The organism is Paracoccus aminovorans (assembly GCF_900005615.1).
In the GTDB taxonomy this organism is placed as follows: domain Bacteria; phylum Pseudomonadota; class Alphaproteobacteria; order Rhodobacterales; family Rhodobacteraceae; genus Paracoccus; species Paracoccus aminovorans.
On the sequence record NZ_LN832559.1, the window covers coordinates 373367 to 393519 of the forward strand.

At 68.4% G+C, this 20153-nt stretch carries 21 protein-coding genes and 1 pseudogene; 9 read left to right on the top strand and 13 right to left on the bottom strand.

Translation table 11 applies throughout. The features are described from left to right. Nucleotides 1-25: 25 nt before the first annotated feature. The 6 genes from JCM7685_RS01900 (at nt 26) to JCM7685_RS01925 (ending at nt 4159) form a co-directional block, all read left to right on the top strand. The gene (locus JCM7685_RS01900; RefSeq protein ID WP_074969863.1) at nt 26-472 is read left to right on the top strand and encodes an RrF2 family transcriptional regulator; all 447 of its coding nucleotides are present in this window, start codon (nt 26-28) and stop codon (nt 470-472) included. A 121-nt stretch (nt 473-593) separates the two neighbouring features. Continuing rightward, nucleotides 594-1442, top strand: coding sequence for a shikimate dehydrogenase (locus tag JCM7685_RS01905; RefSeq protein WP_074969865.1), 849 nt, complete (start codon nt 594-596; stop codon nt 1440-1442). Continuing rightward, nucleotides 1439-2035: a dephospho-CoA kinase gene (coaE, locus tag JCM7685_RS01910; protein ID WP_074969867.1), complete on the top strand. Its 597-nt coding sequence runs from the start codon at nt 1439-1441 to the stop codon at nt 2033-2035. Before JCM7685_RS01905 ends, coaE begins: the two co-directional genes overlap by 4 nt. Beyond that, nucleotides 2028-2747 carry a DNA polymerase III subunit epsilon gene (dnaQ, locus tag JCM7685_RS01915; RefSeq protein ID WP_074969869.1) on the top strand — a complete coding sequence of 240 codons (720 nt, stop codon included), beginning with the start codon at nt 2028-2030 and terminating at the stop codon, nt 2745-2747. Before coaE ends, dnaQ begins: the two co-directional genes overlap by 8 nt. Nucleotides 2748-2834: 87 nt before the next feature. Then, nucleotides 2835-3728, top strand: a complete 894-nt coding sequence (locus JCM7685_RS01920; RefSeq protein WP_231964674.1) for a YihY/virulence factor BrkB family protein — start codon at nt 2835-2837, stop codon at nt 3726-3728. Continuing rightward, nucleotides 3728-4159, top strand: coding sequence for a hypothetical protein (locus JCM7685_RS01925; RefSeq protein WP_074969873.1), 432 nt, complete (start codon nt 3728-3730; stop codon nt 4157-4159). Before JCM7685_RS01920 ends, JCM7685_RS01925 begins: the two co-directional genes overlap by 1 nt. A 14-nt stretch (nt 4160-4173) precedes the next feature. Here JCM7685_RS01925 and JCM7685_RS01930 read toward each other — a convergent pair whose 3' ends face one another. Genes JCM7685_RS01930 through JCM7685_RS01940 form a run of 3 tightly spaced genes read right to left on the bottom strand, consistent with a single transcriptional unit; the run spans nt 4174 to nt 6710 of the window. Beyond that, on the bottom strand, nt 4174-5955 hold the full coding sequence (locus JCM7685_RS01930) for a histidine kinase dimerization/phosphoacceptor domain -containing protein (RefSeq protein ID WP_074969874.1): 1782 nt from the start codon (nt 5953-5955) through the stop codon (nt 4174-4176). Nucleotides 5956-5965: 10 nt separating this feature from the next. After that, nucleotides 5966-6559 (bottom strand): RNA polymerase sigma factor, encoded by a 594-nt coding sequence (locus JCM7685_RS01935; protein ID WP_074969876.1) that lies wholly within the window; start codon nt 6557-6559, stop codon nt 5966-5968. A gap of 4 nt (nt 6560-6563) precedes the next feature. After that, complete coding sequence (locus JCM7685_RS01940; RefSeq protein ID WP_074969878.1) at nt 6564-6710, bottom strand: NepR family anti-sigma factor; 147 nt, start codon at nt 6708-6710, stop codon at nt 6564-6566. A gap of 92 nt (nt 6711-6802) precedes the next feature. On the opposite strand from JCM7685_RS01940, the gene JCM7685_RS01945 reads away from it, so the two are divergent. Beyond that, the gene (locus JCM7685_RS01945) at nt 6803-7606 is read left to right on the top strand and encodes a response regulator (RefSeq protein ID WP_074969880.1); all 804 of its coding nucleotides are present in this window, start codon (nt 6803-6805) and stop codon (nt 7604-7606) included. 94 nt (nt 7607-7700) lie between these two features. Here the strand turns inward: JCM7685_RS01945 and JCM7685_RS01950 are convergent, their stop codons facing one another. The 4 genes from JCM7685_RS01950 to JCM7685_RS01965 all read right to left on the bottom strand — a co-directional run bounded on the left by JCM7685_RS01950 (nt 7701) and on the right by JCM7685_RS01965 (nt 12113). Next, the gene (locus tag JCM7685_RS01950) at nt 7701-8675 is read right to left on the bottom strand and encodes an NAD(P)H-dependent flavin oxidoreductase (RefSeq protein WP_074969882.1); all 975 of its coding nucleotides are present in this window, start codon (nt 8673-8675) and stop codon (nt 7701-7703) included. A gap of 74 nt (nt 8676-8749) precedes the next feature. Continuing rightward, the gene (locus JCM7685_RS01955) at nt 8750-9805 is read right to left on the bottom strand and encodes an aldo/keto reductase (protein WP_074969884.1); all 1056 of its coding nucleotides are present in this window, start codon (nt 9803-9805) and stop codon (nt 8750-8752) included. Between the two features lie 489 nt (nt 9806-10294). Further along, nucleotides 10295-11227: an IS5 family transposase gene (locus JCM7685_RS01960; RefSeq protein WP_100526015.1), complete on the bottom strand. Its 933-nt coding sequence runs from the start codon at nt 11225-11227 to the stop codon at nt 10295-10297. A gap of 229 nt (nt 11228-11456) precedes the next feature. After that, nucleotides 11457-12113, bottom strand: a complete 657-nt coding sequence (locus tag JCM7685_RS01965; RefSeq protein WP_074967398.1) for a L,D-transpeptidase — start codon at nt 12111-12113, stop codon at nt 11457-11459. A gap of 230 nt (nt 12114-12343) precedes the next feature. Here JCM7685_RS01965 and dalA point away from each other — a divergent pair, with 230 nt between their 5' ends. Both dalA and JCM7685_RS01975 read left to right on the top strand, forming a co-directional pair. After that, complete coding sequence (dalA, locus tag JCM7685_RS01970) at nt 12344-12925, top strand: divisome-associated lipoprotein DalA (protein ID WP_074967396.1); 582 nt, start codon at nt 12344-12346, stop codon at nt 12923-12925. A gap of 237 nt (nt 12926-13162) precedes the next feature. Then, nucleotides 13163-13556 (top strand): annotated as a pseudogene (locus tag JCM7685_RS01975) (GFA family protein). Nucleotides 13557-13619: 63 nt separating this feature from the next. On the opposite strand, the gene JCM7685_RS01980 reads toward JCM7685_RS01975, so the two are convergent. The 6 genes from JCM7685_RS01980 to hslO form a co-directional block, all read right to left on the bottom strand. Next, nucleotides 13620-14153, bottom strand: a complete 534-nt coding sequence (locus JCM7685_RS01980; RefSeq protein ID WP_083412681.1) for a L,D-transpeptidase family protein — start codon at nt 14151-14153, stop codon at nt 13620-13622. A gap of 65 nt (nt 14154-14218) precedes the next feature. Next, on the bottom strand, nt 14219-15451 hold the full coding sequence (locus tag JCM7685_RS01985; protein ID WP_074967392.1) for a class I SAM-dependent RNA methyltransferase: 1233 nt from the start codon (nt 15449-15451) through the stop codon (nt 14219-14221). Beyond that, nucleotides 15448-17304 carry an ABC transporter ATP-binding protein gene (locus tag JCM7685_RS01990; protein WP_074967390.1) on the bottom strand — a complete coding sequence of 619 codons (1857 nt, stop codon included), beginning with the start codon at nt 17302-17304 and terminating at the stop codon, nt 15448-15450. The genes JCM7685_RS01985 and JCM7685_RS01990 overlap by 4 nt, the downstream gene beginning before the upstream one ends. Further along, entirely contained in the window at nt 17304-18464 is a 1161-nt protein-coding gene (locus JCM7685_RS01995; RefSeq protein ID WP_074967388.1) for a CCA tRNA nucleotidyltransferase, read from the bottom strand. Before JCM7685_RS01995 ends, JCM7685_RS01990 begins: the two co-directional genes overlap by 1 nt. Then, nucleotides 18461-19045 carry an NUDIX hydrolase gene (locus JCM7685_RS02000; RefSeq protein ID WP_074967385.1) on the bottom strand — a complete coding sequence of 195 codons (585 nt, stop codon included), beginning with the start codon at nt 19043-19045 and terminating at the stop codon, nt 18461-18463. Before JCM7685_RS02000 ends, JCM7685_RS01995 begins: the two co-directional genes overlap by 4 nt. Further along, on the bottom strand, nt 19042-20067 hold the full coding sequence (gene hslO, locus JCM7685_RS02005) for an Hsp33 family molecular chaperone HslO (protein WP_074967383.1): 1026 nt from the start codon (nt 20065-20067) through the stop codon (nt 19042-19044). Before hslO ends, JCM7685_RS02000 begins: the two co-directional genes overlap by 4 nt. Between the last annotated feature and the right edge of the window lie 86 nt (nt 20068-20153).

Genomic DNA, 20153 nt, shown 5'->3' on the forward strand with positions numbered 1-20153 from the left:
CCTCGGGCGTCACTAAGGATTCGCTATGATCTCGCAGAAGACGAAATATGCCATCAAGGCCTTGATGGCGCTGGCCGACGAGGTGGCGGCAGGTGGCCAGGCACTGACGATCGAGGAGATCGCCCAGCGCTCGGGCGCGCCGAAACGGTTTCTGGAACATATCATGCTGGAGCTGCGCAACGCGGGCTATGTCGGCTCGCGCCGCGGTCGCGCCGGCGGCTATGTTCTGATCAAGCTCCCGAAGGAGATTTCCATCGGCGAGCTATTGCGCCAGGTGGACGGGCCGATCGCGCCGCTGCCCTGCCTGTCGCGCCGGTCCTACCAGCGCTGCGAGGATTGCGAGGACGAGGCCAGCTGCCGGCTGCGGCGCATGTTCGGCCAGGTGTTCTGGTCCTATCTGCTGCTGATCGAATCGCTGACGCTGGACGATCTAGTGGCCCAGGGCGACCTGCCCGAAATGGGCGCGGTCTGAGGCTGCCGCACGCAAGGGTTGCATTCCTGCCATGACGCTGCTGCGGCGGGGCGATACGACTTGACCCGGGGGCAGGGGGCCGGCACTTCTCGGTCCGATACGACCCCCCGGAAGGTAGGCCATGCCCGAGACCCCCGCAGACCCGAAGAACCCGCCCTTGGCCGCCGTCCTGGGCTGGCCCGTGGCGCATTCCCGCTCGCCCCGGCTGCACGGGCACTGGCTGCGGCGCTATGGGATCGAGGGGCATTACGTGCCGCTGCCGGTGATGCCCGAGCACCTGGCCGAGGTCCTTCGCGTCATGCCGCGCATGGGTTTCGTCGGCGCCAATGTCACCATCCCGCACAAGGAATCGGTGCTGGCGCTGGCCGATGTGGTCACCGACCGCGCGGCGCTGATCGGGGCGGCCAACACGCTGATCTTTCGCTCGGACGGCAAGATTCACGCCGACAACACCGACGGCTACGGCTTCATCGCCAATATCCGCCAGAACGCGCCGGACTGGATCCCCGACCTGGGGCCGGCGGCGGTGATCGGCGCCGGTGGCGCGGCGCGGGCCGTGGTCGCCTCGCTTCTGGAAAGCGGCGTGCCCGAGCTGCGCATCGCCAACCGCACCCGGGTCCGGGCCGAGCAGATCAAGGCCGAGTTCGGCGCCAAGGTCGTGGTCTATGACTGGGCCCAGGCCGGCAACATGCTGGAAGGGGCGATGACCGTGGTCAACGCCACCTCGATGGGCATGGTGGGCAAAGAGGCGCTGCGGGTACCGCTGGACGCGCTGTCGCCCGACGCCCTGGCCACCGATCTGGTCTATACGCCGCTGATCACCCCCTTCCTGGCCGAGGCGCAGGCGCGGGGCTGCGAGATCGTGGACGGGCTAGGCATGCTGCTGCACCAGGCGGCCCCGGGTTTCGAGCGCTGGTTCGGCCAGCGCCCCGAGGTGGACGAGGACCTGCGCCGGGCCGTCCTGGCATGAGCTTCCGGCTGGGTCTGACCGGCGGCATCGGCATGGGCAAGTCCACCGCCGCCCAGATCTTTCGCGCGCTGGGGCATCCGGTCTGGGACGCGGACGCGGCGGTGCATCGGCTCTATGCCCCGGGCGGCGCGGCGGTGGCGCCGGTCGCCGCCGCCTTTCCGGGAGTGCTGCGGGATGGCGGCATCGACCGCGGCCTGCTGCGGGCGGCGCTGGCCGCCGATCCGGCGGGTTTCGGGCGGCTGGAGGCCGTCGTGCATCCGCTGGTGGCGGCGGATCGGGCCGCTTTCATCGTCGCCCATGCCGATGCGCCGATCGTGGTGCTGGACATCCCGCTGCTCTACGAAGGCGGCGCGCAGGCGCAGATGGACGGGGTGGCCGTGGTCTCGGCCCCCGCCGATGTGCAGCGGGCGCGGGTTCTGGCCCGGCCCGGCATGACCGCGGACAATTTCCGCATGATCCTGTCGCGGCAGATGCCCGACGCGGAAAAGCGCCGGCTGGCCGATTGGGTGATCCCCTCGGACACGCCGGAAGGCGCGCGCGCCGCCATCGTGGACATCTGTGCCGGGATCATGGCAAAACGCCCCCATGCGTGAGATTGTCCTGGATACCGAAACCACTGGCTTCGACCCCGACACCGGCGACCGCATCGTCGAGATCGGGGCGGTCGAGCTGATGAACCACCTGCCCACCGGGCGGACCTTCCACGTCTACATCAACCCCGAGCGCCCGATGCCGCAGGAGGCTTTCGAGGTGCACGGGCTGGGCGACGACTTCCTGCGCGACAAACCCAGATTCGCCGAGGTCGCGGCCGATTTCGTGGCCTTCGTCGGCGAGGACGCCAGGCTGGTGATCCACAACGCCCAGTTCGACATGAAATTCCTGAACTGGGAGCTGCGGACGGCCGGCTATCCTGTCATGCCCTACAGCCGCGCCGTGGACACGCTGGAAATCGCCCGGGGCCAGTTCCCGGGGGCGCAGAACTCGCTGGACGCGCTGTGCCGTCGCTTCCGGGTCGACAACTCGAACCGGACGCTGCACGGGGCGCTTCTGGACAGCGAATTGCTGGCCGAGGTCTATCTGGCGCTGCGCGGCGGCCGGCAGCCGGTGCTGGTGCTGGAGGGAAGCGGCACCGGCACCGCACGCGGGAACGGCGCCGCTGCGCCCGGCGCGGCGCCGCGCGGACCGCGGCCGCGGCCGCTGGCGCCGCGGCTGACCGCCGAGGAATCCGAGGCGCATGCTGCTTTCGTCGCGAAACTGGGCGAAAAGGCGGTGTGGCTGCGCTACAGCACGGGCGAAAACCGCTAGGGTATCCGGAACCATTCTGGCGGAAGCCGCGGTTTTCCTGCCAGAATGGCCGCAGGCGCGGGCCGGAGCAGGAGCGAGGACGGGAATGTGATCAGGGATCTGTGGCTGTTCATCCAGGCGATCTTCGAGCGCATGGACAAGATCCACATGACCCTGATCGCAGCGGGCGTGGCCTTCTATGCCATGTTCGCGGTCTTTCCGGGCCTGGCGGCGCTGTTTGCCCTGTGGGGTCTGTGGTACGATCCGCAGCAGCTTGAACAATACGTCCATGCCACCGACGAATTCATCCCCCTGGGCGCGGCGGACATCATCCACGGCCAGATCAACGCGCTGATCGCGGCCGGGCGGACGCAACTGGGCTGGACCACGGCGATTTCCTTCCTGATCGCCACCATTTCGGCCCGGCAGGGCGTGGGCGGGCTGATCCAGGGGCTGAACGCGGCGCATGGCGTGCGCTCGCATCCGACGATCTGGGGCTTCGTCCTGGCCTATGTGCTGACGCTGGCCATCGTCGGTGTGATCGCGCTGGGTCTGGCCACGATCATCCTGGTGCCCATCGCCTTCAACGTCCTGCCCGACGTGCCGCTGCGCGACTGGCTGATCGGCTCGGTGCCCTGGATGGCGATCTTCCTGATCGTGCTGCTGGTGATCGGCATCATCTATCGCTTCGGCCCCAACGTGAAGGCGCCGCGGACGCCGATCTTCACCTGGGGCTCGCTGTTCGCGGCCCTGGCCTGGGCGGGCGTATCCTACGGATTCTCGGCCTATCTGGCCAGTTTCAACAGCTACAACCGGATTTACGGCTCGATCGGGGCGGTGATCGCGCTGCTGATGTGGTTCTATCTGGGCGGGTTCACCGTGCTGCTGGGCGCGCTTCTGAACCTGGAACTGGCGCGGAGGCGGCGCTTCCTGGCCGCAAGGAAGCTGCGGCGCGCGGCGCAGGAAGCCGCCGGTCCGGCCCCCGAACGCGAGAACCGCTGATGGAAGAGAGCGTCCGACAGCTATTCCGGCGATACGAGGCCTTCTTCAACCGTTCGCTGGCCGGAGACATCGACGCGGACGAGCTTGCCGCGCTTTACGCCCCGGAGTTCATCGCCGCCTCGCCGGCGGGTGTCGCCGCGGGCAGGAACGACGACCAGCTTCGGCAGGCGATGGCGCAGGGCTATGCACAGTATCGCAAGATCGGCACGCAGGGGATGCGGATCACGCAGCTGCGCCTGTCGCCGATAGACGAAAACCATTGCCTGGCCCATGTCGGCTGGACAGCGCGCTATGCCCGCGCCGACCTGCCCGAGACGGTGATCGATTTCGAGGTGCATTACCTCGTCCAGGTCCTGCAGGACCAGGCGCGGGTCTTCGGCTGGGTCGCGGGCGACGAGCAGGCGTTGCTGCGCCGGCACGGAATTGTCTGACGCAGGCGCAGCGGCTAATGCTGCGATCCCGGCCGCGCGGCCGAGGTCAGCACCACCTGTGGCATCTCGGCCGGCTCACGCTTGTGCAGGTTCTCGACCCGGAAGCGCAAGCGCAGCAGGAAGCGGTGGGCGTCCATCTCTTGCTCGGCCTCGCCTTCCAGCTGCATGGCAAAGGCCTCGATCAGCTGGCTGCCAAGGCCGGTGCCCTCGGCCAGGCCCGCGGCGCCGACCGAGTTCTCGACCTCCAGCACGGCATGGCGCGGGCCGTCCATGCCCAGCCGCACCCGCACCCAGGGCCGGGCGTCGGGGTCCGAGACGCCGGAATATTTCAGCGCATTGGTAAAGGCCTCGGTCGCCAGCAGCGTCAGCGGCACCGCCTGGTCGGGCATCAGCACCAGCGGCTCCAGCTCGGTGTCGATGCGCAGCCCGGCGCCGGGTCCGACCGAGGCATTGGCCATCTGGTTGATGATGTCGCGGATCAGCCGGTCGGCCTCGACCGAGTCTAGGTGCTCGGCCTGGTAGAGGTTGCGATAGATCGTCGCCAGCGACGCCACCCGGTCCTGGACCGAGCGCAGCACGCGGCGGGCGTCGTCGTGGTCGATGACCCGGATCTGCATGTTGATGATCGAGGCGATCAGCTGCAGGTTGTTCTTGACCCGGTGATGCACCTCTTTCAGCAGCACGGTCTTTTCCTTGACCGCGTTTTCCATCGCCTCTTCGTCGCGGATCAGGATGCGCGCCATGTTGTGGAAGGTCTGGCTCATGTCCTCGATCTCGGCCGGGGCGTCGGCCAGCACCGGCGGCGGCGCCGAGCGGTCGCCGATGGCGAAACGCCGCATCTGGCCGCGCAATTCGCGGATATGGCGTAGGACCAGGCGATAGACCGCGAAATAGGCCACGGCCAGCGAGGCCGCCCACAGGATCAGCGGCAGGATCAGCGCCGTGCGCCGGGTGATGTCGATGCCGGTGATGCCGGATTCGGCGCGGTTCCAGGACCCCAGCGCATAGACCAGGCCGGGGACCACCGGCACGACGCTGAACACCCGCCGTTCCCCCGCGCTGGTATAGTCGCGGAAGGTGGTTTCGCTGAGCGACAGCAGCGAGGTCAGGGACTTGTCGCGCGGCAGGACCTCTTGCAGGTCGCCGTGGCCCTCGTGGTCCGCCGACAGGATGCGGCCCTGGTTGTTGAAGGTCAGGATGCGCGCGCCCTCGGTCCCCAGACCCGAGACATGGGTCGAGCGCAGCATGTCATGCGACATCGACACGCCGATATAGCCCAGCAGCTCGACGCCCCGATACAGCGGCTGGATCACCACCACCACCGGCTGGCCGGTGATCGGCCCGTCCGCGCTGGTGGTGACCAGCGTGCCCGGGCTTTCGCTGAACTGCTTGAACGCGCTTTCCTGCGACAGATCGTGCACGCCGGGGACCGAGGAGCATTCAGTGACCCCGTCCAGCCGGGTGAAGCCGGCATAGACGAAATTCACCGTGCGCTGGACGAAGCCGCGCATGATGTCGGAACAGGCCTGCGGCCGGTCCATGGTCTCCAGCACCGCCGGACCCAGCGCGTCGGCGGTGCCGAGCGCGCTTTGCAGCAGCGCCCGCTCGCCTGCGGCGGCGGTGGCGGTGCGGCCCAGCAGCGCGATCTCGGCGCTGCGCTCGTATTCGCGCGATAGGTGCAGGGTCTGGATCACCGAGATCAGCCCGATGGGCAGGATCGCCACCGACAAGAGCCCGCCCAGCCGGAAGCCCAGCCCCTTGGTGAATTCCATCCGGTCCAGCAGAGGCCGCAGCACGGGTGAAGCCTCAGCGCAGAACGGGGTTGTTCTGCGCCATCACCGCCAGCGTGGCGCGGTCGGTCATCTCCAGCTCCTCGCCCTCTTCCAGCTGCAGAAGCTCGGCCAGCCGGCGCCGGCCGCGGTTGGCGCGCGACTTGACCGTGCCGACGGCGACCCCGGTCATCCCCGCGGCTTCCTCGTAGGAAAAGCCCGAGGCGCCGACCAGGATCAGCGCCTCGCGCTGTTCGTCGGGCAGCTTTTCGAAGGCGGTGCGAAAATCGTTCAGCGCCAGCCGGCCGTCGTGTTCGGGACGCGTGGCCTGGCGGGCGGCGTGGATGCCGTCCGTGTCGGAAACCTCGCGCCGGGTCTTGCGGCGGGCCGAATAGAAGGTGTTGCGCAGGATGGTGAACAGCCAGGCCCGCAGGTTGGTGCCGGGCTGGAACTTGTCGATATGGGTCCAGGCCTTGACGATGGTGTCCTGCACCAGATCGTCGGCCGAAGCCCCCTCGCGGGTCAGCGACAGCGCGAAGGCGCGCAGGGCTGGCAGGTGGTCGACCAACTCGTCCCGAGGGTCGCCATGGCCTTCGGAACGGGCGCCGCGCGCCGGGGTGTGACGGGTCATGCGCTTACTCCTGCTCTCGCAATTTTTCGAGCAGTTGCAGGAACTTGTCTGGAATCTGCTGGGTGGTGTCCTGCTCATAGACGCGCCGCAGATTCTCATCGATCTGCTTCTCGATTGCGGCTCGCCTGCGTTCTTCCCGCCTCGTATTCATTTTTTAGTTATTCCCGAAAATCTTGTGCGCACCTTGCCTAACCGCTACGTATCCGGTCAAGTTCCAGTCAGGAACATTTTTTCGAGGAAGCCATGTCCGCAGCGGAACTCGCCCAATCCATCAGCCGCGAGCTGCCCTATCTGCGCCGCTATGCGCGCGCCTTGACCGGCAGCCAGACCGCCGGCGACAATTATGCCGCCGCCACCCTGGAAGCCATCCTGTCCGACCGCAGCCTGATGCAGGGCGACGACACCCGCATCGGGCTGTTCCGCACCTTCCACGCCATCTGGCAAAGCTCGGGCCAGCCGGTCGAAACCGAGGCACCGACCCCGCGCGAAGCCCGCGCCCAGGTGCATCTGCGCGGCCTGACGCCGAATTCGCGCGAGGCGCTGCTGCTGCGCACCATCGAGGAGCTGCGCTACGACCAGATCGCGCAGGTCATGCAATGCCCGCAACCCGAGGCCGAGGAGCTGGTGCAGATCGCGCTGTCCGAGATGAGCCGGTCGCTGTCGGGCAAGGTCATGGTGATCGAGGACGAGACCATCATCGCCATGGACCTGAAGGGCATCGTGCAGGCCATGGGTCACGAGGTGACCGGCATCGCCCGCACCCATGCCGCCGCCGTCGACCTGGCGCATCAGAAACGCCCGGACCTGATCCTGGCCGACATCCAGCTGGCGGACGGGTCGTCGGGCATCGAGGCGGTGAACGAGCTGCTGGGCGACATGGGCGACATCCCGGTGATCTTCATCACCGCCTTCCCCGAGCGGCTGTTGACCGGCGACCGGCCCGAGCCGGCCTTCCTGATCTCGAAACCCTATTCCGAGGAGCAGGTGCGTTCGGCGGTCAGCCAGGCGATGTTCTTCGCTTCGACCGAGGGGCTGGCGGTCAGCTGAAGGCTGGGCGACCGGCCTTGGTCTTGCCAGGGTATTTGAAGAGCAAAGAAGCCGCGGGTCCTTGGCGCGCGGCTTCTTGGTGTTCGGGACGCGTTCAGCCCGCGCAGAGGCTGCTGCGGGCGGCGGCGTATTCGCGGGCCAGACGGTCGACGAGTTCGGCGGCGGGGGTCACGGCCTTGACCGCGCCGATGCCTTGGCCCGAGCCCCAGATCTGGCTCCAGGCCTTGGGCTTGCCGCCGCGCGCGGCCTTGTCGAAATCCATCGTGGTGGCATCGGCTCCGTCGAGGTTGGCCGGGTCGAGGCCGGCCGCCCGGATGGACGGAGCGAGGTAATTGCCCGAGACGCCGGTGAAGAGGGACGAGGTCACGATGTCTTCGGCGCCGCTTTCGGTGATCATCCGCTTGTAGGCGGGCGGGGCGTTGGCTTCGGTCGTGGCTATGAAGGGGCTGCCGACATAGGCGAGGTCGGCGCCGATCGCCTGCGCCGCCAGCACCGCCCGGCCGGTGGCGATGGCGCCGGAGAGCAGCAGCGGCCCATCGAACCATTCGCGGATTTCCTGGATCAGCGCGAAGGGCGATTGCGCGCCGGCGTGGCCTCCCGCCCCCGCCGCCACCGCGATCAGCCCGTCGGCGCCCTTGTCGATGGCCTTTCTGGCGAAGGTGTCGTTGATCACGTCGTGCAGCGCGATGCCGCCGCAGTCATGGGCGGCCGCGTTCACCTCGGGCCGGGCGCCCAGGCTGGTGATCCAGATCGGCACCTTGTGGCGGTGGCAGATCTCGATGTCGCGTTCCAGGCGGGCGTTGCTGCGATGGACGATCTGGTTCACCGCGAAGGGCGCGGCGGGGTGGTCGGGATCGGCCTGGTTGTGGCGGTCCAGTTCCTCGGCGATGCGGGTCAGCCAGGCGTCCAGCAGCACCGGTTCGCCGGGATTTTCGCGGGCGTTCAGGGCGGGGAAACTGCCGACGATGCCGGCCTTGCATTGTGCGATGACCAGTTCGGGCCCCGAGACGATGAACATCGGCGAGGCCACGACGGGAATGCGCAGTTGGGCAAGGATGGGCGGCAGCATGGTTTCCCCTCGGGTCGGTTCGTGGACAGATTGCCCGCGCCCGGCCGGGCTGCCAACGGTTCCGTGGCGTCGGCTCAATAGGGCTGGGGATGGGCGCGGTGCAGACGGTCGATGCGGCGCAGGGCCTCGTCGGACAGCACCAGATCCAGGCCGGCGAGCAGGTGGTCGAGCTGTGCGCGGTCGGTGGCGCCGATGATCGGGATCGCCGGGAAGGGCCGCTGCCGGATGAAGGCGATGGCCATGTGGATCGGGTCCAGCCCGAGTTCGGCCGCCAGATTCGACCAGGCCGCGACGGCGGTGATGGCGCGATCGGTGCGGCGGCCGCCCAGGTCGCCCGGCCCGCCATGGGCAAGGTCCACGGCGGCGCGGCTGGCCTCGGGCGCGGTGCCGTCCTGGTATTTCCCGGTCAGAAGCCCCGCCGCCAGCGGCGAATAGGCCAGCAGCGTCACGCGTTCGTTCACCGCCAGCTCGGCCAGGTCGGTGTCGAAGGCGCGGTAGAGGGCCGAATATTCGTTCTGGATCGCCACCACGCGCGGCGCGTCCAGCCGCGCGGCGGTGTCGATCCAGCGCGCCGTGCCCCAGGCGGATTCGTTCGACAGACCGAAGGCGCGGATCTTGCCGGCCCGGTGCAGATCGGCCGCCGCTTCGAGCACATCCGCCATATGCGCCAGCGTCGCGTCGCGGTCCTGCTTCGAGGGGTCGTAGCGCCAGTTCTGGCGAAAGGCATAGCTGCCGCGCAGGGGCCAATGCAGCTGGTAGAGGTCGATGCGGTCGGTCCTGAGCCGCTGCAGCGAGGCGTCGACGGTCTGGCGCAGGATGGCGCCGTCATAGCCCTCGGCGCGGACGGTGCCGCTGGGGCCGGTGACCTTGGTCGCGATCTGCACCCGGTCGCGGTTGCCACGCGCGGCCAGCCAGTCGCCGACGATCTCTTCGCTGCGGCCCACGGTTTCGCGCCGGACCGGGTTGACCGGATACATCTCGGCCGTGTCGAGGAAGCTGACGCCGGCGTCCAGCGCCCGATCCATCTGGATATGGGCCTCGGCCGCGGCGGTCTGGCTGCCGAAGGTCATCGTGCCTAGGCATACGCCGCTGACCGAAACGCCGCTGTCGCCAAGCTTCATCCGCTGCATCGGTTCCTCTTTCGGAGTCGGCGGAAGAGAGTGACCGCTTCCGCCATATCCGGCACGTTCCACCATGTTCCGCACCGAGTTGATTTTATCGACAAGTGTTCGCTTCTGCGTTCCGCTATGTTCCACCAATGTTCACGGTAATCCCGTGCCGAATGGGGGACCCATTAATGGGCAAAAAGGTTATACGGAGGATTGCATGAGAAGGCCAGCCAAGGCGCCGAGCGCGCGCTTCATCTCAACGGCCGGGCCGATGACGGCTAAGCTGTCGGATCACGCTGCAGCCCTATCGGCGCATGAGGCAAGGCTTCGTGCCACGGAAACGACGACCTGCCCGGCGGGACGAGCGCATGATGCTGATTCTCGACAGCCTGCGGGCAGGCATCCCGGACCTGGACTATAACGACGGCCAGCAAGACAGGCTGACCGTCGCAAAATGACTCTGTTGCACCAAAGAGTTGATGGCCGGATTTCCCCTTTCCCCGGACAGATCTATCCCACGGCCTCTGTGACGGGGGTGCCAAGCGCGGTGTAACGGTTCAGAATAGCGATACGGACCTGAAGCTCGGCGACCTGTCGGTCAAAGTCCCGTGCCATGAGGCGCTGACCCAGCAGTTTCACACAGTGCATCTTCGTCTCGACGCGGCTTCGGGGGTGGTATCCACTCCATCGTCGCCAGAGGGCACGACCGAGGTATTTCGATGCCCGCAGAGCCTCGTTTCGTGCGCCCGCGCCGGCGGCGACTGTCTTCCAGGGTTTGGCGTTCTTGCGGGGCGGAATGACAGCGTCGGCGCCGCGGTCAGCGATGGCATCGTGGCATTTGCGGGTGTCGTAGGCGCCGTCTGCTGTGACGCGGCCGATCTGCTCGTGCGCCGGGATCTGTTTGAGCAGGTCGGGTAACACCGGCGCATCGCCGATGTGGCTCCCTGTGATCTCCACCGCCCGACCCTCCAGCGTTTCCTCATCAATCCCCAGATGGATCTTGCGCCAGACGCGCCGTTTCGGGCCGCCATGCTTGCGGGCGTGCCACTCGCCTTCGCCCTCGACCTTGATGCCAGTGCTGTCGATCAGCAGGTGCAGCGGCCCCTTGGACCCGCGATACGGTATGTTCACAGCCAGGGTCTTCTGGCGACGGGACAGGGTGCTGAAGTCAGGCACCGTCCAGTCGAGACCAACCAACTGCAGCAGGCTCTCGACGAAACCAGTCGTCTGCCTGAGCGCCATGCCGAAGAGCACCTTCATCGAAAGACACGTCTGAATGGCGGCATCGCTGTAGGTCTGCTGGCGGCCACGCCTGCCTGTCGGCGCGGCATCCCAGCTCATCTCGGGGTCGAACCAGATCGTCAGCGAACCCCGGCGCTTGAGCGCTTCATTGTAGGCTGGCCAGTTCCGGGTTCTGTATGTCGGGGATGCGGGTCGGCTCATGCAGACCAGCTACCGTACGGGTTTCATGAGATGAATCCCTGACAGGATTTGTGCAACAGAGCCCCCCGACGATGAAAGGGGCTCGTCAGTAACTGTCTGACTTTCCGCAATAAAGCACATCTGCCCCATCAATTGCCGCTCGGATCGAGAGCAGGATCTGGATCAGGCTGGATCGCAGCGAAAAGGGGCCTTGCGGCCCCCTCGTCTTCTTCCGTGGCGTCGGGATGGGTCAGATCACCATCACCTGCGTGCCGACCTTGGTCAGGTCGTAGAGTTGCTTGATGTGCTCGTTGTAAAGGCCGATGCAGCCGTTCGAGGACTTGCGGCCGATCTTGCGGGTGTCGTGGGTGCCGTGGATGCGGTAATATTGCCAGCTCAGCCACAGCGCATGCGTGCCCATCGGGTTCAGCGGATCGCCCGGCTTGACGAACTCCGGCCATTCCGGGTTGCGCTTGCGCATCTCGGGGGTGGGGGCCCAGCTGGGTCCCTCGACCTTCTTGATGATCTCGGTCCGGCCGGTGCGGGTCAGGTCGGGGCTGACCGGGACCGAGGTCGGGAACAGCTTGTAGACCGCCTGGTCCTCGGACCAGTAATGCAAGCAACGCGAGGGCAGGTCCACGAGGATCGCGCCATTGGTCAGCGTGCTGAAATAGGGCTGCCAGTCCTGCATCCGGAAGCTGGAGATGTTGCGCCGCGAATCCTGGTTCGCGTCGTATTGCACCAGCCCTGCGTCCGGCGTGGCGCCCCCGCCGGTGCCTTGCAGCGCCTGGCCGGTATAGGGGTCGATCTGTTGGGCGATGGCCGGCGCGGCCAGGCCCGCGGCCCCCAGCGCCAGCGAGGTGGATAGGAATTTCCGACGCGAGATCGGATCTTTCGGCGTCATCATCTGTCGCTCCTGATATGTGACGGACCGCTTGGCGCGGCCTTCTCTGCCCGAGATTTTGCGAAGAGGTGGTCGTTTTCGCGGATTTACGCCCGGTGATTGCGTCTTGCAATTCAAACAAGCGTCATTGTCGCAACAGGGCCGCAGACTGTGGCGCTCACGCAATCTTGGGTTTGAAGCGGGGGCCGCGCTTTTGTATGGCTGACGCAAAACATTCCCTGGGACAGGAAATCATGCTGAAATTTTCGACATTGGCGCTTGTTTCGGTGCTGGCGCTGACGGCCTGCCAGCGCGCGCCGCAGCAGCAGCTTGGCCCCGACGGCCAGCCGTTGCCCGTGGCCTACAAGATCACCCCGCGCGAAGAGGCGCAGATTCCCGCCCGGCTGGTGGGCCAGATGAACGCGCTGCGCGCCAACAGCGGCGCGGGCGGGCTGGTGCAGAACCCGATGCTGGACGCGGCCGCCAAAGTGCATGCCCGCGACATGGCGGCGCAGAACCGGGCCTGGCATTTCGGCTCGGACGGGTCGTCGCCGCTGGATCGGGTGCGGCGGCAGGGCTATTCGGGCCACCTGGTCGGCGAGAACATCTCCGAGACCTATGAGAACGAGATCACCACGCTGAACGCCTGGATGCAGAATCGCGACACCCGCGACGTGGTCATGGATCCCAAGGCCAGCGAGTTCGGCATCGGCTGGTATCAGGAGCCCTCGGGCAAGATCTGGTGGGTGCTGATCACCGGCGGCGCGGCCGGGGTGCCGGGCATGGCGCTGGCGGGCGGTTATGGCGTCGCGCCGGTCGGAGTCAGCGGGCTCTGAGATCGGCCATGGGGCGGATTCGGGTGCGGCCGGGGGACCGGCCGCACCCTTTTTCATGGTGCACAGCGTCGTGCGGGCTGTGCATGACCCCGCCGGCATCTTGTCGATGCCGCAGGGGAAAGGCTTGTGCCCTGCCTGTGCAGCGCGTCCGCCGTATGTGTAACGCCGGCAGGGCGGTTGCCGAGGATGGCCGGCGGACATAGCATCGTTCCACCCGGTTCTGGCAAAAGGGGCGACATGGAGCGGATCGAAGGCGGCTGTCTGTGCGGCGGATTGCGCATCGTGGCGAGAGGGCAACCGTGGCGGGTCGGCATCTGCCATTGCCTGGACTGCCGCAAGCATCATGGCGCGCTGTTCCACGCCTCGGCGGTCTTTCCGCAAGAGGCGGTCACGATCGAGGGCGAAGCGCGCGGCCATGCGGGGCGGTTTTTCTGCCCGCGCTGCGGCTCTTCGGTATTCTCGCGCAGCGGCGATGAGATCGAGGTGAACCTGGGTGCTCTGGATGGGCCGGACCGCTTCGTCCCGACCTATGAATTGTGGACGATCCGCCGGGAAGCATTGGCTTCCCGCTTTTCCGCTGCAAAGGCATTATCCGCGCAACCGCGAAGGCGGCGGCCGGACCGAAGGTTAGCCCGGAAACGGTCCGGCAAGGAAAAGGCCCCGCCGGACGGGGCCATGCGCGATGAGATCGGCGTCAGGGATAGACGAAGATCGGCACGCCCGGCTGCAGCATGGCGAAGATTTCCTCGATTTCCTCGTCGGTGACGGCGATGCAGCCGGCGGTCCAGTCGCGGCGCTGCTTCACCAGCGCCCGGCCCTCGGGTCCCAGGCCATGGATCATGATGTCGCCGCCGGGGCGCAAGCCCATCATCGCCGCGCGCGCCACGTCCTGGGTCGAGGGATAGGAAATTCCCAGCGACAGGTGATAGCGGCTGGCCGGGTTCTTGCGGTCGATGAAATACATGCCCTCGGGCGTGCGGCCGTCGCCCTCGAACACTTTGGTGCCCAAGGGCTGCGAGCCCAGGCCGACATCGTAGCTTTTCAGCACCTGCTTGCCCGAGACCAGATACATCTTGCGCTCGCCCTTCTTGACCACGACCTGGGTCACCGGCGGCCCGGAATAGGTCTTGAACTTGCTGGGCGCGGGCTGGCTGCTGTCGCCGCCGCCGCAGCTTGCCAGAAGCGCGATGGAAACCACCGCGACCAAAGCGCGAATTGCCTGAATCATCACTGCCCTCTGCGCGCGTTATGCGCCTCGTTTTGCTATGAAATACCACAGAGGTTAAAACTTCGCTAGCTTCGGCGAAATTCCGCCACGGTCTCGACATGCGGCGACCAGCGGAACTGGTCGATGACGAAAAGCCGGGAGATCGTCCAGCCGCCCTGGGCGAGAATCCGCGCATCCCTTGCGAAAGTCACCGGATCGCAGCTGACCCAGGCCAGTTTTGCCGCGCCGATCTTGGCGATTTCACGGGCTTGCGCCTCGGCGCCTGCGCGCGGCGGGTCGATCACGATTGCGTCATAGGCCAGCTCGTCGGGCAGCAGCGGGCGGCGGGACAGGTCGCGGGTCTCGGTCGTGATTCGACGCAGGCCGGGGGCGCGGCGGGCGGCGTCCTGCAGCGCGGCGAGCGGCGCGGCGAGGCCTTCGACGGCATGGACCTCGGCGGTCTCGGCCAGCGGCAGGGAAAAGGTGCCGCAGCCGGCGAAGAGGTCGAGCAGGCGGCCGGCGCCGCGTGTGATGTCGCGCACGGCCGACAGCAGCGCGGCCTCGCCCTCGGCCGTGGCCTGCAGAAAGCCGCCGGGCGGCGGGACCACCTGGGCGCGGCCCATGGGCAGGGCCGGCGGGCGGCGGGTGATCGGCTGCCCCTGCTGATTCGGCCCCGCCCAGGTCAGCCGCGCCAGGTCGCCGCGCTCGGCCAGTGCCGCCAGGGCCGAGAACAGCGCCGGTTCCATCGGCTTGCCGCCGGCGACGGCGATGTCGAGGCCGGCGGGCGTCTCGGTCACGGTCAGCGACAGCTCGCCCGCCCGCGAGGCGCCGGTCACGGTCAGTTCGCGCAAGAGCGGCAGGGCCGAAAGGAGCGCCGGGCGCAGGACGTGGCAATCGGCCAGGTCGACGATCACGTCCGAGGCGCGGGCGTGGAAGCCGGCCAGCGCGCCCTTTTTCGTGCGCCGGCCCGAGAGCACGGCGCGGCGGCGCGAGCGCGGCGGCGAGACATGCACGCCGGCGATGGGCGCGGTCAGCCCTTGGGCGCGCAGGGCCTCGGTCACCACGCCGACCTTCCAGGCCTTCACGAAACCGTCCGAGCCGTGCATCAGCGCGCAGCCGCCGCAGGCGCGGTAATGCGGGCAGGGCGGTCGCACCCGGTCGGGCGAGGGGGTCAGGATGCGCGGGGCGGCGATGCGGCCGTCCTGGGCCTCGCCCTCGACGGTTTCGCCGGGCAGGGTCAGGAAGGCCAGCGCCCGGGCCTCGCCCGAGATGGCGACGCCATCGCCCTTGCGGCCCAGCCGCGCGACGTCCCAGATCACTCGGCGGCCTCCGCCGGATCGTCGTCGGTGCCGAGGAAGCCGCCGGACTGGCGGTTCCAGTAGCGGGCATAGGTGCCGCCGCGGGCCAGCAGTTCGGCATGGCTGCCCTGTTCGACGATGCGCCCGGCCTCCAGCACCACGATGCGGTCGAGCTCGGCGATGGTCGAGAGGCGGTGGGCGATGGCGAGCACGGTCTTGCCCTGCATGGCGCGCGAGAGCGCCTCTTGCACCTGGGCCTCGACCTCGCTGTCGAGTGCGCTGGTCGCCTCGTCCAGCACCAGGATCGGGGCGTTCTTCAAGAGCGCGCGGGCCAGCGCGATGCGCTGGCGCTGGCCGCCCGAGAGTTTCACCCCGCGTTCGCCCAGATGCGCCTCATAGCCCTTGCGGCCCATGTGGTCCTGCAAGGACAGGATGAAATCGTGCGCCTCGGCGGCGCGGGCGGCGGCGATGATTTCGTCCTCGGTGGCGTCGGGGCGGCCGTAGAGGATATTGTCGCGGGCCGAGCGGTTGAACATCGCGGTTTCCTGCGTGACCATGGCGATGTTACGGCGCAGGCTTTCCTGGGTCACGTCGCGCAGGTCGTGGCCGTCGACGCGCACGGCGCCCTGTTCGACGTCGTAGAGCCGCAAGAGCAGCGAGACCATGGTGGACTTGCCCGCGCCCGAGGCGCCGACCACGCCCAGCTTTTCGCCCGGGGCGATGTGCAGGTCGAGGTCGCGGATGCCGCCGCTGCCCGTGTCGCGGCCATAGGCGAAATCGACGTGGTCGTAGTCGATGCGGCCCGTCACCCGACCAAGCGCCACGGCGCCGGGCTTGTCGGTCAGGGCATGGGGCGGTGACAGGGTCTTCATGCCGTCCTCGACCTCGCCGATGGAACCCCAGACGCCCATCAGCGCCATGCTGACCCAGCCGGTCATCTGCGCCAGCCGCATCGAGATGGCGCCGGCGGCGGCGATGTCGCCGGCCGTCGCCAGCCCGTCGCGCCACAGAAGCAGCGTGCCGCCGATCAGCACCACCGGCAGGGCGCCGGCGACGAACATCAGCGAGAAGCGGAACCAGGTCGAGACCCGGCCGAAGTCCAGCGCGCGCTCGCGAAAGCCGGCCATGGCGCCAAGGGCGACGTTTTCCTCGTGCTCGGCATGGGCGAAGAGCTTCACCGTCTTGATGTTGGTGATGGTGTCGACGACCTGCCCCGTGACCAGCGCCCGTGCCGAGGCGCGGCTGGCCGAGCGGGTGCGAATGCGCGGCAGGAAGAAGCGGATCAGCGCGACGTAGCTCGCGAGCCAGACCAGCATCGCCAGCGCGCCCCAGCCATCCACCGAGACCAGGAAGGCCGCCGAGCCCAGGATCGAGGCCAGAGCAAAGGCCACCACGTTGACGAACTCGGACGCGACATCGGTCACGGCCCGCGCGGTCTGGGTCTGCTTCTGCGCGATGCGGCCGGCGAAGTCGTTGTCGAAGAAGGTCACCGAATGGCCCATGGTCCAGCGGTGCAGCCGCGACAGCACCAGCGGGAACAGGTTCGGGCCGATGATGACCGACGAACTGGCCGTCGAGAGCCCGAAGATCGCCGGCCGCACCACCAGGAAGAAGATCACGAAGCCCGCGATCAGCGCGCCCTTGTCGGCCAGCAGGCTGTCGGGCGTGGTCGTGGTCACCGCGTCGATCACCCAGCCCAGCATCACCGCCGAGACGATGTCGGCGATGCCGCTGAGCGCCGAGGCGACGGCGGCGATCACCAGCCCCGGCCATGCCCCCGACAGGCACCAGCGAAAGAAGGCCAGCAGCGTGCGCGGCGGCGGCCCCTCGGCCGGGCGGAAGGCGTCGATCAGGCGGGCGAAGAGATTGTGCATCAGCTGTCCTGTTCCAGGGCGATGCGGCGCAGCTGGTCGCGGCCCAGGGCGAAGTCGTGGTCGATCCAGGCCGTCTCGGCCCGTTTCAGGGCGGCACCCAGCGCCGGGCCCGACAGGTCGGGCATCAGGTCGCGGGCGGCCAGCGGGAATTGCGCCTGGTCGCCCTTGGCGACGGCGTGGCACCAGCCGAAGGGCGGCGGCTCGCCGCGGGCGGCGCGGATCAGCACCGATTGCGCGGCGGCGCGGCGGCCAAGGCGATAGGCGGCCTCGGGGGCAGGCAGCGCCAGCGCCTGGGCGATGCGATCCTGTTCGCGCGCCTCGTCGCGTGACAGGCGCAGGGCGCCGGCGGGGTCGTGGGCGCCCAGCAGCGCCAGCCGGCGCGGCCAGCAGGGCAGGGCGCCGGTGCCGAAGTCATGCTCGGCCGCGACCAGTTCGGCCATGTCGCCGGCATCGGCGCCGGGCAGGACCAGCGGCAGCACGCCCGCCTCTGCCATCAGCGCCAGCGCTCGCGACGGGTCGGGTGCGTCCAGAAGTTTGCGCATCTCGTGCCCGATGCGTTCGCGGGAAATGTCGCGCAAGCCCTCGCGCAGCGCGGCGCAGGCCGAAAGCGCCTGCAGCTCGGCCTCGCGGCCATAGCGGGCGAGGAAGCGATAGAAGCGCAGGATGCGCAGGTAATCCTCGCGGATGCGGGTCTCGGCGTCGCCGACGAAGCGCAGCCGGCGCCGGGCCAGGTCGGGCAGGCCGCCGACCGGGTCCAGCACCTGGCCCGCGGCGTCGGCGTAAAGCGCGTTCATGGTGAAGTCGCGGCGCTGCGCGTCTTCCTCGATCCGGTCGGAATAGGCGACCACGGCGCGGCGGCCGAAGGTTTCCACGTCGCGGCGGAAGGTGGTGGCCTCGAAGCCGCGGCCCTCGGCGACGATGGTGACGGTGCCGTGCTCGATGCCGGTCGGGACGGCGCGCAGCCCGGAGGCCTCGGCCAGACGGATGCTGTCCTCGGGCGGGGCCGAGGTCGCGATGTCGACATCGGCGACCGGCTCGCCCAGCAGCGCGTTCCTGACCGCGCCGCCGACGACCAGCGCCTGCGCCCCCTCGGCCGAGAGCGCGGCGAGGACGCGCTTCAGCGCGGGATCGTCGAGGAAGGGCGCGGTGATGCGGGTCATGCGGTAAGCCTTGTCGCCAGGGAATGCAGGACGCGGGCGGTGGCGCCCCAGATATAATAGGGCCCCCAGGGCGCGACGTAATAGTCGCGCCGTGCCCCGCGCCAGATCCGGCCCTCGACGTGATAGTTCGCGGGGTCGGCGACATGGGCGAAGGGGACGGCGAAGACCTCTTCCACCTCGCCCGCCTCGGGGATGGGGGTGAAGGGGCCGTGGATCAGCGCCAGCACCGGGGTCATGGCGAAGCCGGTGACGGTGCGATGCGGCGGCATGGTGCCCAGCACCTCGACTTGGGCGGGGTCCAGGCCGACTTCCTCATGCGCCTCGCGCAGGGCGGCGGCGGTTTCGTCGGCGTCGCCGGGATCGACCTTGCCGCCCGGCAGCGCGATCTGACCCGGGTGATGGCGCAAGCTGGAGGCGCGCTTGGTCAGGATCAGCCGGCCGGTGCCGGCGTCGAAGGCAGCCAGCACGCCGGCGGGGCGCAGCAGCACGTCGCCCGGCGGCGGGCTGCCGAAGTCGTAGTCCGAGGAAGGCCCCGCCGTTCCCGACAGGGCCCCCAGCAGGCGGTTGCGGATGGCGCTCAAAGCGCGGCCCGGCTTTCGCGCGAGGGGACCGGCGGCAGAGGGTTGCCGGCCTCGTCCACCGTCGCCTCGAAGCCCAGGCTTTTGGGGTCGAACTCGTAATGCGCGCCGCAGAACTGGCAATCGGCGGTGACGATGCCGTCCTCGTTGGTCATGTGGCCGATGTCCTTCTGCGAATAGATCGACAGCGTGCCGCGCACCCGGTCTGCGGTGCAGGAGCAGCCGAAGACCAGCGGCTGCGGCGCGAAGGCGGTCGGTTCCTCTTCGTGGAACAGCCGGAACACCAGGTTGGGCAGCGGCAGGGCGGGATCGACCAGCTCCATGTCCTCGACCGTGGACATCAGCATGGTGCCGCGGTTCCAGTCCTCGGACTGCGCGCCTTGCAGGATGTCGGCGGAATCCAGAGCCTCGCCCTGCGGCGCGGCGTGGCTGGCCGCGGGCAGGGTCTGCAGCATGATGCCGCCGGCCCGCCAATGTTCGCCCGCGGTGCCGGCCATGCGCGAGCGGCCGACGGTCAGCGCGAAGCGGGTCGGCAGCTGCTCGGACTGTTCAAAATAGGCCTGGGCGCAGGCGGCGAGCGAGCCGCCCGCCAAGGGCGTCAGGCCCTGATAGGGGGTGGTGCCCTCGCCCTGGTCGATCAGCACGGCGAAATAGCCCTGGCCCAGCTGGTCGAAACCGGGGGTGCCCTCTTGCAGGCGGTCGGCGTCGAAACTGGCCCAGGCGCGCATGCGGGCCGGGGCGCCTTCGGTTTCGGGGGCGTAATAGTCGGTCGCGATGGTGCGGATGGCGCCGTTGCCGCGCACCTGCAGCGACAGTTTCCAGCGCAGCTTGATGGTCTGGCCGATCAGCGCGGTCAGGGCGGTGAGTTCGGCCACCATGGCGCCGACCGCGACCGGATAGTCGTGGCGCGACAGGATATGTTCCAGCATCGGGCCCAGCCGGGCGGCGCGGCCGCGCAGCCCGGAACGATCGAGCTGGAAGGGCAGCACGCTGTCGTCCCAGGAAATGTCCTTCGTGTCGGTCATCCTATGTCCTTCGGAATGTGGATGCGCGGGGCCCTTGGCGGCGCGCTTTGGGTTCCAATATAGGCCTTGCGCGGGAAAGCCCAAGG